The organism is Oceanobacillus timonensis (assembly GCF_900166635.1).
GTDB lineage: Bacteria > Bacillota > Bacilli > Bacillales > Amphibacillaceae > Oceanobacillus > Oceanobacillus timonensis.
In genome coordinates, this window is the sequence record NZ_LT800497.1 from 3,636,192 (window position 1) to 3,651,068 (window position 14,877).

Annotated in this window: 18 protein-coding genes and 1 tRNA gene; 1 reads left to right on the plus strand and 18 read right to left on the minus strand. The window is 38.0% G+C overall.

Going from position 1 to position 14,877, the window contains the following annotated elements; all coding sequences use genetic code 11:
- Nucleotides 1-153: 153 nt before the first annotated feature.
- From B7E05_RS17825 to mntA, 11 genes are all read right to left on the minus strand, one after another.
- Nucleotides 154-690 carry a GNAT family N-acetyltransferase gene (locus tag B7E05_RS17825; protein WP_245833150.1) on the minus strand — a complete coding sequence of 179 codons (537 nt, stop codon included), beginning with the start codon at nucleotides 688-690 and terminating at the stop codon, nucleotides 154-156.
- Nucleotides 691-693: 3 nt separating this feature from the next.
- A complete protein-coding gene (locus tag B7E05_RS17830; RefSeq protein ID WP_080875465.1) occupies nucleotides 694-1,026 on the minus strand; it encodes a DUF5362 family protein in 333 nt (110 codons plus the stop codon).
- 203 nt (nucleotides 1,027-1,229) lie between these two features.
- Nucleotides 1,230-1,694, minus strand: coding sequence for a hemerythrin domain-containing protein (locus B7E05_RS17835; RefSeq protein WP_080875466.1), 465 nt, complete (start codon nucleotides 1,692-1,694; stop codon nucleotides 1,230-1,232).
- Between the two features lie 105 nt (nucleotides 1,695-1,799).
- Nucleotides 1,800-3,233 carry a sodium/pantothenate symporter gene (gene panF / locus B7E05_RS17840; RefSeq protein WP_080875467.1) on the minus strand — a complete coding sequence of 478 codons (1,434 nt, stop codon included), beginning with the start codon at nucleotides 3,231-3,233 and terminating at the stop codon, nucleotides 1,800-1,802.
- A 39-nt stretch (nucleotides 3,234-3,272) separates the two neighbouring features.
- On the minus strand, nucleotides 3,273-3,548 hold the full coding sequence (locus B7E05_RS17845) for a YhdT family protein (RefSeq protein WP_080875468.1): 276 nt from the start codon (nucleotides 3,546-3,548) through the stop codon (nucleotides 3,273-3,275).
- Between the two features lie 51 nt (nucleotides 3,549-3,599).
- Nucleotides 3,600-4,601 (minus strand): LLM class flavin-dependent oxidoreductase, encoded by a 1,002-nt coding sequence (locus B7E05_RS17850; RefSeq protein WP_245833291.1) that lies wholly within the window; start codon nucleotides 4,599-4,601, stop codon nucleotides 3,600-3,602.
- A gap of 96 nt (nucleotides 4,602-4,697) precedes the next feature.
- Complete coding sequence (locus B7E05_RS17855) at nucleotides 4,698-6,074, minus strand: MFS transporter (RefSeq protein ID WP_080875470.1); 1,377 nt, start codon at nucleotides 6,072-6,074, stop codon at nucleotides 4,698-4,700.
- Between the two features lie 38 nt (nucleotides 6,075-6,112).
- Complete coding sequence (locus tag B7E05_RS17860) at nucleotides 6,113-6,547, minus strand: GNAT family N-acetyltransferase (protein ID WP_080875471.1); 435 nt, start codon at nucleotides 6,545-6,547, stop codon at nucleotides 6,113-6,115.
- A 171-nt stretch (nucleotides 6,548-6,718) separates the two neighbouring features.
- The gene (locus B7E05_RS17865; protein ID WP_080875472.1) at nucleotides 6,719-7,906 is read right to left on the minus strand and encodes a DUF4317 domain-containing protein; all 1,188 of its coding nucleotides are present in this window, start codon (nucleotides 7,904-7,906) and stop codon (nucleotides 6,719-6,721) included.
- Between the two features lie 172 nt (nucleotides 7,907-8,078).
- Nucleotides 8,079-8,510 (minus strand): type VII toxin-antitoxin system HepT family RNase toxin, encoded by a 432-nt coding sequence (gene hepT, locus B7E05_RS17870; protein WP_080875473.1) that lies wholly within the window; start codon nucleotides 8,508-8,510, stop codon nucleotides 8,079-8,081.
- Nucleotides 8,500-8,907 (minus strand): type VII toxin-antitoxin system MntA family adenylyltransferase antitoxin, encoded by a 408-nt coding sequence (mntA, locus tag B7E05_RS17875; RefSeq protein ID WP_080875474.1) that lies wholly within the window; start codon nucleotides 8,905-8,907, stop codon nucleotides 8,500-8,502. The genes hepT and mntA overlap by 11 nt, the downstream gene beginning before the upstream one ends.
- Before the next feature lie 175 nt (nucleotides 8,908-9,082).
- Between mntA and B7E05_RS17880 the strand changes: the two genes are divergently transcribed.
- Nucleotides 9,083-9,154: transfer RNA gene (locus B7E05_RS17880), tRNA-Ala, on the plus strand.
- 103 nt (nucleotides 9,155-9,257) lie between these two features.
- On the opposite strand, the gene B7E05_RS17885 is transcribed toward B7E05_RS17880, so the two are convergent.
- The 7 genes from B7E05_RS17885 to B7E05_RS17915 form a co-directional block, all read right to left on the minus strand.
- Nucleotides 9,258-9,794 (minus strand): DinB family protein, encoded by a 537-nt coding sequence (locus B7E05_RS17885; RefSeq protein ID WP_245833153.1) that lies wholly within the window; start codon nucleotides 9,792-9,794, stop codon nucleotides 9,258-9,260.
- A gap of 118 nt (nucleotides 9,795-9,912) precedes the next feature.
- On the minus strand, nucleotides 9,913-10,449 hold the full coding sequence (locus B7E05_RS17890; RefSeq protein WP_080875475.1) for a DUF1572 domain-containing protein: 537 nt from the start codon (nucleotides 10,447-10,449) through the stop codon (nucleotides 9,913-9,915).
- A gap of 501 nt (nucleotides 10,450-10,950) precedes the next feature.
- The gene (locus B7E05_RS17895) at nucleotides 10,951-11,238 is read right to left on the minus strand and encodes a hypothetical protein (RefSeq protein ID WP_080875476.1); all 288 of its coding nucleotides are present in this window, start codon (nucleotides 11,236-11,238) and stop codon (nucleotides 10,951-10,953) included.
- A 292-nt stretch (nucleotides 11,239-11,530) separates the two neighbouring features.
- Entirely contained in the window at nucleotides 11,531-12,040 is a 510-nt protein-coding gene (locus tag B7E05_RS17900) for a YfiT family bacillithiol transferase (protein ID WP_080875477.1), read from the minus strand.
- Nucleotides 12,041-12,228: 188 nt separating this feature from the next.
- Nucleotides 12,229-12,900 carry a hypothetical protein gene (locus tag B7E05_RS17905; RefSeq protein ID WP_080875478.1) on the minus strand — a complete coding sequence of 224 codons (672 nt, stop codon included), beginning with the start codon at nucleotides 12,898-12,900 and terminating at the stop codon, nucleotides 12,229-12,231.
- The gene (locus B7E05_RS17910) at nucleotides 12,901-13,545 is read right to left on the minus strand and encodes an HAD family hydrolase (protein ID WP_080875479.1); all 645 of its coding nucleotides are present in this window, start codon (nucleotides 13,543-13,545) and stop codon (nucleotides 12,901-12,903) included. It lies immediately after the preceding gene.
- Between the two features lie 37 nt (nucleotides 13,546-13,582).
- Nucleotides 13,583-14,851 (minus strand): hypothetical protein, encoded by a 1,269-nt coding sequence (locus B7E05_RS17915; RefSeq protein WP_080875480.1) that lies wholly within the window; start codon nucleotides 14,849-14,851, stop codon nucleotides 13,583-13,585.
- Nucleotides 14,852-14,877: the final 26 nt, after the last annotated feature.

The window sequence follows — 14,877 nt, forward strand, 5'->3', positions numbered from 1 at the left end:
CCCTTTCTATTCGCTTCATCAGTGTCTTCAAAAGCTGATTATTAACTTTTTAAGGATAAATAATCGCCATCTGGTCAATTAAAAGTAATTTTATGATATTTTCCGAACATCTATATCCTTTTTCTGTTTCAAGTTCATTGAAAATAGAGGTGTTCATCCTTCCACCAGCATCTTTTTCATGTGAAACCGTGTCAGCAAAACACCGTTTCGTTCTACATTTTCTGGTTCCATTACTTGAAAGCCATATCTTTCAAAAAATCCCTTTGCTGTGATGCTTGAAAATGTCCAGATTGTCGGAATGCCTTCCTGCATCGCCCATTTCTCTGCCTTCATCCATAAAGCAGAAGCAACGCCCATACGCTGCCTGTCTTTGTGTACATACAGTCGGTCTAAATAACCGTCGGCGCGTAGATCAATAAAGCCGATAATCTTCCCTTCTTCCCTTGCAACATAGGTTTGATTTTCTAGAAGGGAATGTTTCCATTCTTTGCATACATACTCCTGTTCCTCTGCAGGAGCCCAAGCAGCAACTGCTTCTTTACTATAATCCGCACGGTTTATTGTCTGTACAGTAGTATAAAATAAATCCACCATTTCTTCTGTATCTTCTGGTTGAAATCCTGTTATTTGTATTTTCTCCACAAAATCACTATCCCTTTTTACAATTAAATCGGAAAATCCTTTCCCCAAACATTACATCATTAAGAGAATAATTGCCGGAATCATTAAAACCAATGAAGCAATGGTTAAAATACCCATAGTTAATAATAATGTCCCGTATTTACTCAATAATTTATTCACATGATTCACCGTGACATCGCTGGAAGACATTATATTAGATGCCTCCACGCCTGTTTGATAAAAAAGATAGCCGGTAATAATCGCAACAACGCCGGAAAAGATGCCGGCAGGATTAGCATCCAGACTAAAAATAGCCGATATCGCACCGAATATAATCGATGTGGCCCCTACAATTTTCCCCCAGGTGGCAATTCTTTTCACCGTATCCATTGCTAAATGGTCCATCAAATCTCCTCCTTATCGTCTCTTTAGTATTCTATTCACCTCCAATCATTCCGTAAAACATTTTCTTTCATTCGTCCATTCCCTTTTTGAAGCTTGTGTATTTCAAAACGAACAGGGATATACCGGCTTTGCTGGTTTCCAGAAAACATAAAAATACTGACTGCGGCTACACTTGCCGGCAATCAGTATTTTTTCCATTCCATTTAAAAACCACTGTAAGAATCTCGATGAAATGCTCCGTAGGCTCGCTGCAAATATTTATCCGGAATAGCTTCTTCTATAACTGGAAATACTTCTCTCTCTTCAAACCGGACATTTTTCTCTAATAGCTCCCCGAGACGGTGCATCTTATCATATGGATCTTCTCTGTTTTCACGAATAGCATAAACAAGGCTGCGAATTTGCATATGCTGAAAAAGCATCTCTTTCATTAACTCCGTTTCCGGTTCTTCCGCATACGCATCATAAAGCGGCAGCAAAATTTCTTCTTCATCCCGAAAATGGGATACTGCGTCCTTTTCCCAATAGTCAACCAGGCTCCTGAAAGATTCCCCTAAAGATTGGTCCGTCTCTTCGGTACCAGCCTGCTTTAATGCCATCGCTTGTACCAATGCATGATGATGGTGATGGGATAATGGTTTCAATGCATCATGACGCTGCTTTTTCATAATCATCCACCTCCGACACTGTCTGCTTAAGTTTTCCCTTTATTTTAAAACGGGAGAATGCTCTCTTTTAAGTATAAACCAAACCCGGTCCGCTTTTATATCATTTCACCTTGCTACTGCATCTTTTTTAATGAATAAACTTCCTGCAACATATGCAACGAGAGCCAGCACCATCGAAGTGACAACAGAATGCATGCCAAACGGCTGCGGGTAGGTTGTTTCAAAGATAATATAACTGATGACACCGGTAAGCATCGAAGCAATCGCTCCATACCTGGTTCCTCTCTTCCAATAAAGACCAAGAATAATCGGCCAGATAAAGGCAGCTTCTAAACCGCCCATGGAAAATAAATTCAGCCAAATAATTAAATCCGGCGGCTGCAATGACATGATAACAACAATTATCCCTATACATGCAGTTGTACCCATACTCCATGTACGGATTGTTTTATCACTTGCATTTGGACGCACGTAATTTAAATAAACATCCTTTACAATTGTCGAACTTACCATCAACAACAAGGAATTCACCGTCGTCATAATCGCTGCCATTGGTGCAGCTAAAACAATTCCTGCTACCCATCCCGGCAGAACAGCCTGTGCCAACTCCGGCATCACTGTATCCCCGACTTCAATACCAGGAATAACAGTTCTTCCAAACACACCGATTAAATGCATATTTAACATAATAAAACCGACCACAAACGTACTGATAATAATACCGCGATGCAGCGCCTTTGTATTTTTATAAGACATCGCACGAACTGCAATTTGCGGCAAGGCGACCACACCGACGCCGACTAGGATCCAGAAGGAAGAAACATAAGCAGGTGTCAAGCTCCCATCTGCACCAAATGGCGTAATCAGATTGGGATTCTCTGCAGTCAAATCATGCATAATTTGCGAAACGCCGCCACCTGCAATAATGACGGCAACAAGTAAAATAAGCGTTCCTAAAAACATAATAATACCTTGAATGCCGTCTGTGATTGCTACAGCTCGAAAACCGCCGACGACAACATATACGATAACAGCTAGCGAAAAAATGCATAACGCCGTAAAATACGATATCCCGGTCAACGATTGAACCAGTCTTGCCCCGCCGATCCACTGAGCTGACATCGCCGAGAACAGGAAAATCAGAATACTGACTGCCGAAAGAATAACCACCCATTTGGATTGATATCTTTCCTTTAAAAAATCCACAATCGTAACTGCCTTATACTTTCTTGTTACAATCGCAAAACGTTTTCCTAATATCATTAATACAAAATAACCGGAAGCAAGCTGTGTCATCGATAGCAGCACCCAGCCAAGCCCTTCGTTATAGGCCGTGCCCGGACCACTTAAAAAACTGCTCGCACTGCCATACGTCGTGACAAGCGTCATCGCCAAAATAAAACCACCCAGGCTTCTTCCGCCCAGAAAATATTCCTGTAAAAAGGAGTCGGAACGGTTAACAAATTTCCCTGCTCCAATCCCGATGATAAAAATAATCGCTATAAATAAAAATAATGGTACAACCGCTTCCCAATTCATGTTTTTTCTCCTCTGCTCAAAAGCTGGGATGTCACCCTGCTATTCTTCCTCTTCTGTTTCCAAAGACATATCTTTAAAAAAGAATTTCACCACGAATACCGTTAAGATCATCATGATAATAAAGCCTAGAATGCAGCTGAAGAAAAACCACGCCGGAAATCCAAAAATGTAATGATAATCTTCTGGAGACTTACTTCCCAGCCCGTAAGCAAAACCATACCACCAGATAAAATTAAAAATAACAAGACCCATACCAATCCACGCTTCCCGATTGGCCGTCTTATAACGTTGATCTGTCCATACGTTTCTTTCCATATCAAGACCCCTGACTGTTGTGAAAAGTGAATGTTATAAAGTAATACGATGCTAAAGCATTGCTTCAGCCAACAAACGATACGATTTTTTCTTAGCTTCAAAATCAAACGTATTATTGATGACCATAAATTCATCCGTCTGATATTTCTCCTGTAACTCGAGTAACTGCTGCTTTACCGTTTCCGGCGTACCAATAATGCATCTTTCTCTATTCTTTTTGATTATCTCTTTATCTTCTGCACTTAGTTTTTCTTCCTCCCTGCGTACATCCTCGGGAGACGCTACCTTGGTTCCTAATCCCTTACTCACATTCAATAACCATTTATCCTGCGTCAGCGCATGCTCCTCCGCTTCTTCTTCCGTCTCTGCACAGACAATGAAAATACATACCATCGACGCTTGCTCTTCTCTATCCACAGAAGGAGTAAAGTTATCCCGATACGCTTGTAGTGCTTTTACACCATTTCCCGGATAGATAAAATGCCCAAATATAAAACCTGCTCCTAAATGAGCTGCATGTTTCGCACTGCGCTCTGACAGTCCTAACATCCAAAGCGGCGGCGCCTGTTCAATACGTGGACTTGCTTTTACTAAACGAAAATCATGATCCCGTGGCAAAGAATTATGCAAAAAACCTTGCAAATCAGTAACCTGCTGAGGAAATTCAGTTAAACTCCCGCTTGGACTATCTATCAGCGCAGCTCTTGTCTGTGGTGAACCTCCAGGAGAATTCCCCACACCAATATCGATTCGATTGGGGAAAAATGCCGCTAATGTTTTCCCAATCTCAGCGACTTTATAAGCACTATACTGCGGCAGCAAAATCCCGCCGGAACCTACACGAATACGATTTGTGACAGAAGCAATTCGCGCCATCACAATTTCCGGAGCTGAAATAGCCAGTCCATTTGTATTATGGTGTTCCGCTACCCAATAACGATGATAACCGAGTTCTTCTGTCCATTTTGCCAGCTCCAATGTATGCTGCAATGCCATTTCCGGTGTTTGCCCCATGGAAATCGGGGATTGATCTAATACACTTAATTTCATGATAAACACGTTCCCTTTCCAGCTTAAACAGTTTCTATGAACCATTAAAAAGCATAAATACGATCCATTCAACATTTATGCTTTTTCATTGAAATCCTGCTATTCTTTTTTCTCCCGGATTCGAATGGACAGCAGCATACCAAGCAATGCTGTGACAGCCATAATAATCAATGCATACGTCGTCCCCCAATAGGTTCCTACCTGTTCCGGCGCATCCATAACGGCAGTTGTTACACTGATAATCGTTGTCAGAATCACAACACCAAAAGCCATCCCTAGTTGACGGACCGTATTCACAATCGCTGAATTATGGGCCATTTCTTTTTCATCGAGAACATTGACACTGACAGAAACCAACGGCATCAGTGATAAACCAAAACCTATCATAAAGAAACAATAATAAATCATGATTAAAAATGGGGAACCGTCGATATGCACCGTAGCCATAAGCACCAAGGACAGCAGTGTAAAGGCAAATCCAGCAACAGCCAAAACCCTGCCCCCATAGCGGTCATATAAATTTCCCGACACCACTGAGACAATACAAAGTAAAATTGTACCAGGAACCAATAAAAAGCCAGATAAAAAGGCACTTGTCTCCAGAACGTTCTGGGCAAACATCGGCAAGATTGTTTCTGCCGATAATAACAGCATCATATCCATAAAAATAAGCACGACAGTTAACAAAAATGTCCGGTTTTGAAATAGACGGACATTGAGCACCGGAACATCATCCGCCAATTGCCGCCGTACAAATAGATACAATAAAATAACACTGATGAAGAATGGTAAAATCACGACATAGAAATCCATTCCGGCAGTACTGATATTACTGATACTAAAAATAAATAAAGAAAAAGCCCCTGCCGAAAGTATCACAGAGAGAATATCCAACCGCGCGGCCTGTTTTTGCAGCACATCCTTCATATAGAATACCGCACATCCCAAAAGAATCAGCACCAACGGCAGCATAAACCAATGAAGCATACGCCAATGAAAAACATCAATAATCATCCCGGTCAAAGATGGTGCGCTTGCCGGCGCGACATTAATAACACCCCCGAGCAATCCGAGAGCAAACCCTCTTCTCGATCTAGGAAATACTGTAATTAAAATTGTTTGAATCACAGGCAGTATCACACCTGTCCCAACTGCTTGAATAGCTCTGGCAAGAATCAGTTGTATAAAACTTTGCGAAAATGCACCAACAACAAGGCCGGCAGCCATGCAAAGCAGTGCAAAAATGAGCAGCGTTTTCGTTGAAAATCGATTCGATAAATAACCGGTCAACGGAATAAATACAATCGTTGTTAATAAATAAATCGTCGTCAGCCATTGTACTTCCGTGGCATTAATCTGAAATTCGTTCATAATCGCCGGATAAGATGTAATCAATAGAAACTGGCAAAACGTTAATAAAAACGCTGTTGCCAGTGTAACGATAATAACCCCTTTGTTTTCTACCTTTTGTTGCATGCTTCCTCCTTATCGGGTGTGACGTCATATGTAAAGTGTTAACGAAACTGCTTCACCATCAAATAATGTGGAATCCCATCTTCCATAAATTCCTCCGAAGCTGTTTCATAGCCCAATTTATGATAAAAACCTTCTGCATGCGTTTGTCCATGCAGTTTCGCGCGCGGCAAACCATGTTCCTGCACGATGTCTTCTAAGCACTGTACGATAACCTTGCCAAGTCCGTATTGACGATAAGGCTTCAAAATACAGATACGCTCTAATTTCCCGACACCTTCTACTGTTCTCACTCTGCCTGTTCCCACAGGCTGGTTATCGTAATATACTAAAATATGATCGCAATCCGCATCCAGCGAATCAAATGCATCAAATTCCTCTTCTTCCGCCACTTCCTGCTCTTTTACAAAAATTTCTTTTCGAATCTCAAAAACTTTCTGTAAATCCTGTTCCTCAGTTACTTTTTTACAGTTCATTGCTGTTCCCCTCTCTGAATCTATTTGCGTTTAATAAAAATGATAATTGCTCTTATTGTAAAGCATCTGCTTTTTGTTGTAAATGCAACAAATATAATTACCTAGCTTTCTTTTTTTACATCTTTGAAAAAGTCTCCCAGCCATCATGTGTCGGCTAAGAGACTTCTCCAGTTATTCTTCCTCTTCCACTTTATGGAATATCGCTTCCGGAATCATTTCAAATCCTTCAATCACCGTGTTCTCTTCCACTTCAATCATCAAACAGAGCTTCCCGTTCAGCGTTGTCTGGCGGACATAACGCAAATCTTGCGGGCATACTTTGATATCCGCTGCCTTTGTTTTAATTTTAATCGACTTTGATGTATATTTCGGTACTACACTGGTAGCCTTTAACTCATATTTTTCATCGTCAATCACCTTTTTAAAAGCGGACTCGACTTTTTCAGAATCGATATCCTCCACACCGCTGCTGGTTAACACTTGCTCTACGTCCTTATAATCCAGCCTTGGTGCATCCGGTTCTTCGTTTTCTTCCACCACGCGTTGAATTTCATCATATACATTCGCAAGTGTGTTCGTATTAATCTGCTCTCCTGCAACATCTTTGACAATTTCCTCGAATACGACCTTATCATCCTCAGCTGTGGTTGCTTCCTCCGCATTCAGCACTTCTTCAATAAAATGATAATCCAGCTCAAATGGTTTCGCCGCCGTATAGAGCACATGGTTCACATCTGCAGCACCACCTGTGAAAGCAGGGAATAAGAAACCGCCGATCGGTTGTTTTAAATTAATCACCGGATCTACCACAAAATGATATTTAAACTCCTTCTCCACATAATCAAAAAGCAGTTCTTTTTTCGGATCCATCGTTTTATTGATACTGCATAAAATAAACGGACTCGAATACACCCTGTCCCTTCCGCTTTCCTCAGACTCTTCATTACTCCGCTTTGTAGGTTTTGCATATTCCCCATGAATAAATGTAATCACAATATCCATTTCATACTGCTTATCCTTCAACATTTTCGCCACAATTTCCAGCATTTGCGACTTCCATTCCTCTGTGTCATTCGAGAGCATCGCCTTATGCAGGATAAGCTGACTGCTGTCTTCCACATCCCGCTGAAATTTTAATTCAAACAGCTTCTGGTCAAGCTGCCCTGTCAGCACCTTTTTAAAATTCGCCATGAACAAATCCTTCTGCTCATCCTCCAGCATTTCAAACGGCGTACTTTCATAATGATAGATTTCACTCGATTCTTTCATAATATATACATTGAAAATATCCTGTATCTTTAATAAATCATTATTTACTTTGAATTGTTTCTTAATATCTGCAATATCTTGTTTATTCAAATTGGATTCTCCTCTGATGGTTAAATCGGGTTATTATTTTTGCTGTCTGATTTTCAACAGCGTCTATCTATTTTATCATAAATTCATAGAGGTGTTCTTGTATTCATTCGAGAATTTCAGGAGAAAAAAATAAGCCTTCTTCATAGATAGAAAGCTTATTTTTCAAATTTCGTTATTCATTTGTATTTTTATGTTGATAGGCTAAAACATCTTTTGTAAAAGTGATAAAATCATCTACATGATTCACTATAATAGCTTCCATTATATCAAGGTTAAGCGCTTGATAATCATGTACAGCAATATTTCTAAAACCTACCATCGCTTTTAATTGGCTTGCAATCGGTTGACTAATAATATGATGCGCTTGCAATATATCAAATGCATCTCTGCTCGTTTGAGGCAAGCCCAATTTTTCTTTTGAAATAATATGCATCGCTAAGTCAATAGCCGCCTCACAAGCCCTTTGAATATTTAAAATAATAGAATCCTGCTTCGTATAATCTTGTAAATTCTCCGCATTCTTATCATAAACCTCTTTCACACGAAGGAGGCATCTTTCAATCACTGCTATTTTATTAAAAATAACATCATTATTATTCGCCATACACAGACCTCTCTTCTTTAATCCTGTCTAAAATTGGTTTACGCGCTTCATTCAGTTTCACATAAGAACTTAGAGCCGTCATTCTTTGCTGATAAAAATAATTCCTGTCATTTGTATAGATGAGCAGCGCTGTACTATATATCTGTGCTTGAAATACCGTTGAAGCATCTTTTAAGTTGATTAAATCAACATCTATTTTTAATATATCAGCCAGTTCCTGGGCTGCCATGAATACATCATAAGCTGGCGGGGAATCGTCTTTACACTGAAATGCAATATCCAAATCACTTTCTTTATGCGTAGTGCCTTTTGCATAAGAACCAAAAATCAAAATAAATGCTGGATGAAATTTCGCAACAAGAAAATCTTCTACTGTTTTAGCTATTTCCTGCCGCATAACCATCGCTCCCTTTGATTACTTTTTTATTATTATACCATTTTGATACATAACGAACACTTTTCTTTTATTATTTCCAAACGAAATTATTTTAATATAAATCTTGATACAAACCTGCGAACAGTATATAATGTTTATTGTTGGGTTGATTTTTACCCATGAGCCATTTTATAACGGGGCTGTAGTTCAGCGGGAGAATACTTGTCTGGCAGACAAGGGGTCACGGGTTCGAATCCCGTCAGCTCCATTTTAAAAAACACGCTTGTTTATTCTAATTTTAGAATGAGCAAGCGTGTTTTTTGTTTATCCTAAAAATTTCAAGTGCATATGATGATATTAGTCGCTCTTTTCTATTTATCAGATGATGCATATTCAAATCTAACATAGCCAATTTCAGAAGCATTTTTCATTAATTCGAGATTTAGCCAAGAGGCTAATTTATGAAATTCTACCTCATTATTAAATGGAAACTTACTGTAATGTTTACTGTTTAACTCTTCCTCTGTTACATTTGATAATATCTTTTCCCATCTTTCTATCAGAGAGTTGATCGTTGACTTGACGGTTTCTACATTTTCATTAACATTGATATCCTCTTTGGTTAGCGTACCATCACCAAAAGAATGATTAAAAACCATTTCCCACCAAAATGTGATATGCCACAATGTCCAAGCAATACTTGGTGTACCAATATCATACGTTTCCGTTTCCGGTAAGTCAGCATACCAATTTCCATCTACTTCTTGAATATACAGTCCACTATTAGGCGAACGCCACATATATTCATCCTGACTTAATGAGGAAAGATGGTATTCGAGAAGTTGTCTAGAAATACTAAATTGAAATTGAATATTATCCCGTAATGCTGTATAGCTATTGGTCATCATAATACGTCCCTTCTAATCTAATTAAAATTATAATTCATGCTATCTTTACCTGCCATATACACTTTTTTATATTCTTATTGTTTCACAAATGCACTCTACAAGATGAAAGCCTAATATTTTAAGACCGATGTTTTTTTAACTTCTGCTGTAGGTACTCTTCTGATTTTCCTTTAGGGATACTTAAAGTTTCCCAATTCTCACTTTTTAATTGCTTACCAATATAAACAAGCTGGCCAACGTGATAAGCGTAATGAGCCATTTGCCTTTCAATTGCTTCTAGCACTGTATGTTTCTCACCTCGAATGGTTATATTTTTTAATAAATCTTGGTTTTCTAACCCATTCAATGTATCAAAAAGCGTGTTCCATCCTTTTTCCCAAATAATTATCATTTCTTGTTTCGAAGAGATGTTATCTTTAAATTCCTGGTCACGATTTCTGAAAGATTTCTCTCCATCTGATGTTAAAAAGTCAGACCATCTAGATACCATATTTCCACTTAAATGTTTTGCAATAATTGCAATGCTATTTGAAGTCTTGTTTAATTTCCAGTGTATGTCCTTTTCTGATAATTGGCTTATTGTATTATCTCCAAGACTTTTCACGCTCTCAAATCTTTCTAGTACAATCTTCAAATATTCATTTCCAAGATTCATAAATACTCCCCTTTGTTTTTGTACAACAATCTAATCCGTTTATGTTATAAAAGGTATTTAAAATCAGTCTTTTAATCTAATTTTAACATACAAAATTATGTTCATTTCATATGGTAATTTGAACAACCATTAATCAAAAAGTACGCTTCCTATTATTGCATAGAAATGAATAGCGGTTAGATTTATACTATATTTAAATATCAGAAGGGAATTAAAGTGTTAGATAGCTTGCATAAACAACTGCAAACATTAATGCCGATTTCGACACCGCTTCCATCGTTATTGATTTACTGTGGATGATTGTATTGCCTTCCATACTAGGTATACTTCTTTATGAATTTAAGAAAGGAAATGTTCAAGCTTTTAGCAAAAAGCTTGGACCATAAGTTAAAAGAAATCCATTTTGAAAAAAGGTTAATCAAAATGGATTCTTTTTTGTGAAAAGGTTCGACAATCGCGCTCATTTATTTAACGAACAACACTTTTAGATGATAATCTCACTCAGGAATCTAATATCTCTAGCTTATCTTCTGATTCCTTTATTTTAAAGCTCCCTCCACCATCATCAATTATAACAGCGCCGTCTTCATCTACGCCTTTATGCTCAAAATCATAATTACTTAAAATGTTTTTAAGTCTTTCTGTATCCTTCAAGTCCACCCTGTATATTCCTGCATTCTTATCTTCAAAATTCAATTCATCTTCTAAAAAGTCTATCAAATCTTTATCTATTTCTCCTTCATTTTTTCCGCTACTAAATACCTCTGCTATTTTACTCAAAAAACCCATTTTTTTATTTATCCCCTCTTAAATAAGTTTTTACAATATATCTCGATTCGGACTCAATAATTTTAGCAATCGCATCCGTTAATTGAACAATGGGAAGGTTGGTCCGATTACTTTTCAGGCTTCACTATTTAAATTAATTACAAATTTTCTTTCACTCTTCTCCTCAGTCACCGGATTTGCTCCGTATGAGTAACCTCATCTTCAAAAACGTGAAACCAGATAAAATTCTAAAATAAGCAATCGTACTTTTAGGTTACGGGCTCTCATTGTTTATGGCAACGGGATAATTGTATTATTCTGATAACGCAATTTTTATATGAGCCAAGTGATGTTCTTCGTGCCAGGCTAATTTCGCTACTTTTGTTGCAACTGTTATCTCATCACTTTGCTGGAGAGTAAAAACGCGATCTAATTGCTCTTTCGTTAAGCTATCTCCTAAAGCTACAATGCGCTCATTGATACCTTCCAGCATTTTAATAGAACTTTCTACAGGCAGACTTGTATCCGGTTCATGCGCCCACTTGTCTTGATCAAAAGCTGGTACTGCTGGATTTTCATCTGTTAAAGCCAGTTTCAAGCGTTGATACATGTTCAACTGAGAATCTGCAATGTGATGAACAAGTTGACGAACTGTCCAGCTGCCATCACGATACGTTCTGCTTAATTCCTCCTCATTTAATGTGTCGACTGTTTCTCTTAAACGACTCGTATAATTTTCTATTTCTTTTAAGTCTTTTTGAACATTTTCTAAAGTTACTTCGTTTGGAACTTCTAATTCTCCAATTGGAAATCTTACATCCATGTTAATCCCCTTCCTTTTTCGTTAATTATTGTATAATTCTGTTTACCCTATTTTAACATACAAGAATTAATCCTAAACGTGCGAGTCGAGTGTATGACTCATTTTCTCAACAAAAAAACCGAAGTTAACATACTCCGGTCTTTTTTGAGATGAGATAATGAAGCAAAAATACGCTTCCTCTGCACAAATTAATCTATTTCATTATCGTCCACAGTAGGAATTAACCTGTATTCCCAATGCGTTTTACATTCATGTAATTTATAATTTCCTTCTATTTCATCTTTTGACATATATCCGCATTGCTGATCCGTATTAAAAACATCTTGCACTTCATCGTCTGCGGCTCTATAATGACTCAAATCTGTATTAACCATAATCCATGCCTGATCAACACTTTTATCATATCCTGACTTCAAATCATAAATCAGTACACCTTGGTCTCCTTCATCCTTCACCACTCTGATTTCACTTTCATTATCTTGTCCATTTTCTCCCGCAGTCTCCATAAACAATTCAAGGATATCTTTATTTTTCAACTCATTATTACTGTATACAACATCATCTTCATTGGGAACATATTCTTCCAAAGGCTCTTCTTGGTTCTGTTCCTCCGCTGATTCACCTTGTTTTTTTCCTTCCCAATCTTCAAAGAAATTCGTTTCTGTTTCTGGGCTGGTAAGTGATGAATCTTGTGTACTTTCTTGTCCAGGTACATTGTCATTTTCGTTTTGCATCCCATCATTATCTGATGACATGTGATTGGACGCAACATCCGAATCCTCCGTTACATTTCCACATGCAGTCAATATAACGAATACGAATGTTAACATGCCCATTAGAAATATCGTATTATTTTTCATTTAGAAGCTTCCTTTTTTTAATGATTGCATGAATTCATTTACACTGCTTACCATCTGGTCTGGCTGAACACTAAACTCCAATGCCTGATAATTCGGCAGCCAATGCACGCCAATCGTATATACGCCAGCTTCTTTCCCAGCCTGAATATCCGCATCACTGTCGCCTAAAAATACAGCATCCGTGTTTGTTACGTTCAGCTGTGCCAAAGCCTCATTCAAACCTTCTGGATGTGGTTTGGGTATTGTCACATCATCTCCGGTTATCATCACATCAAATACATCATGCATATTCAGACAATCTAACGATATACGCAGACTTCTGCGTGCTTTTCCAGTTACAATCCCTAATGTATATCCTTCACTTTTTAAAAATCGAAGCAAATCGTTCATCTCCTCGTTCTCCACAACAAGGTCCCGATGCTTTTCATTGTATTTTTCATAATATAATTCAATTGCTTTTTCATGATTGACGTTTGCCAAATTTTCTCTGATAATTCCCGTTTCGGATGGACCGAACATTGCTTTCACTTCATCGGAAGTAAGTATCCTGTTGTCAAATTCCTTAAATACAGCTTGAAACGCGTGAAAACAAACTGGCAACGTATCAGCAAGTGTCCCGTCAAAATCAAAAATAACTGCTTTCATTATGACACATCCTTTTCATCTTATTATCATATAAGTTTTATACTTCATTTAACGCAATAACCTCTCCACTGCTTGCATGCACGCCATACTGACAATCTATTTTGCCGCATAATATATATTGTTTTTGCTCGAAATCATAGACATAATAAGGCTTTAACTCATATAATGTTTTCAATTTTTGATATGCTTCTTCCTTATCAATCACAGGCTTTTCCGCCGCTTGAAATTGGTCAAACATATCAAGCATGGATTTATTATCTACATAATTGACAGCTCGACAGCTGGCTGCATCAATGATAACAGTGAGTTTTCTTTGAAATACTTGCTTGTCCAGTTGATTTGTCCGTAATATCGCATAAATATATCCTTTATCACGATGCAATGTTTTAAGTATCCAATTTCCTGAATCATCGGGATATTCCTGCAGCAACAGGTCTTTCACCGCCTGTATACACTTCTCTTGCTCATTTTTGGTAATTGGATAAGCATCCGGGCTTGGCTCCTGCACAAATGCTTGTTCTGCCGTTACCTCTTCCGTCCAGTTTATTTCTTTTATTTCAATTGGGTTTTTAACTGTGTTATCGAAATAAACCGTTTGATCCATGTTCAGATAAGAGCTTCCATCACCAACTTCAAATGGCAGCGTCGTCATTTGGGAATTGGTGATAAACACTTCCTCTACGACGTATACAGGAACTCTTTTTTCTTGCTCATATGAAGGAAATTCAATCAGCTTTAATTGTTCCTTTGCTATATTTTCTACCTTATCAAAAGAGAGTGTATAAGATTCTTTTCTAATCAATGCGTTCGAAGGAAATTGCCCATGAACAGTAAAAAAAGTCAGCTCCCCTGCTTCGTTATATTTTATCTCCACATAGCCAGATGGCGAAATCTCTATTCCATCATCCATTACTGTTTTAAACAGAAGCCTGCCTTCCTCTTCTTTATGAAGCGCCAACTGATTTCCATACATTAATCCAGTTTCTTTTTCCATCCAATTTATCATCGCATCTTTTCCAAGACCTGCAAAACAAATTCCATTTTCCGCAAAAGTCTTATCCATCACAAAAATAGCACTGACAAATTTCCGGGAATGGACATTCATTTCAATTACCGCTGCGCCCTCCGGATTCGTATCGTCCTCTGGCTTTTCTGTATGATTTGGAAGCCATTCCATTGTTAAGGTGTATACTGTTTCACCAGAAAGCGTCACATGCCGGTTAATTGTATATCTTTCTAAATAGTAATGAGCCAAACCAAATTTCTTTTTTGTCATATCCGTTAATTCTTTTATTCTATTATCCATTAATTTCCCTCCATGATTGAGGTGTA

What these genes read in the sequence shown, in the direction of transcription:
- B7E05_RS17830 (WP_080875465.1), bottom strand. Translation starts at nt 1,026, where the DNA reads ATGGACCATTTAGCAATGGATACGGTGAAAAGAATTGCCACCTGGGGG.
- B7E05_RS17835 (WP_080875466.1), bottom strand. Translation starts at nt 1,694, where the DNA reads ATGAAAAAGCAGCGTCATGATGCATTGAAACCATTATCCCATCACCAT.
- panF (WP_080875467.1), bottom strand. Translation starts at nt 3,233, where the DNA reads ATGAATTGGGAAGCGGTTGTACCATTATTTTTATTTATAGCGATTATT.
- B7E05_RS17845 (WP_080875468.1), bottom strand. Translation starts at nt 3,548, where the DNA reads ATGGAAAGAAACGTATGGACAGATCAACGTTATAAGACGGCCAATCGG.
- B7E05_RS17855 (WP_080875470.1), bottom strand. Translation starts at nt 6,074, where the DNA reads ATGCAACAAAAGGTAGAAAACAAAGGGGTTATTATCGTTACACTGGCA.
- B7E05_RS17860 (WP_080875471.1), bottom strand. Translation starts at nt 6,547, where the DNA reads ATGAACTGTAAAAAAGTAACTGAGGAACAGGATTTACAGAAAGTTTTT.
- hepT (WP_080875473.1), bottom strand. Translation starts at nt 8,510, where the DNA reads ATGGCGAATAATAATGATGTTATTTTTAATAAAATAGCAGTGATTGAA.
- mntA (WP_080875474.1), bottom strand. Translation starts at nt 8,907, where the DNA reads ATGCGGCAGGAAATAGCTAAAACAGTAGAAGATTTTCTTGTTGCGAAA.
- B7E05_RS17885 (WP_245833153.1), bottom strand. Translation starts at nt 9,794, where the DNA reads ATGATGACCAATAGCTATACAGCATTACGGGATAATATTCAATTTCAA.
- B7E05_RS17890 (WP_080875475.1), bottom strand. Translation starts at nt 10,449, where the DNA reads ATGAATCTTGGAAATGAATATTTGAAGATTGTACTAGAAAGATTTGAG.
- B7E05_RS17895 (WP_080875476.1), bottom strand. Translation starts at nt 11,238, where the DNA reads ATGGGTTTTTTGAGTAAAATAGCAGAGGTATTTAGTAGCGGAAAAAAT.
- B7E05_RS17900 (WP_080875477.1), bottom strand. Translation starts at nt 12,040, where the DNA reads ATGGATGTAAGATTTCCAATTGGAGAATTAGAAGTTCCAAACGAAGTA.
- B7E05_RS17905 (WP_080875478.1), bottom strand. Translation starts at nt 12,900, where the DNA reads ATGAAAAATAATACGATATTTCTAATGGGCATGTTAACATTCGTATTC.
- B7E05_RS17910 (WP_080875479.1), bottom strand. Translation starts at nt 13,545, where the DNA reads ATGAAAGCAGTTATTTTTGATTTTGACGGGACACTTGCTGATACGTTG.
- B7E05_RS17915 (WP_080875480.1), bottom strand. Translation starts at nt 14,851, where the DNA reads ATGGATAATAGAATAAAAGAATTAACGGATATGACAAAAAAGAAATTT.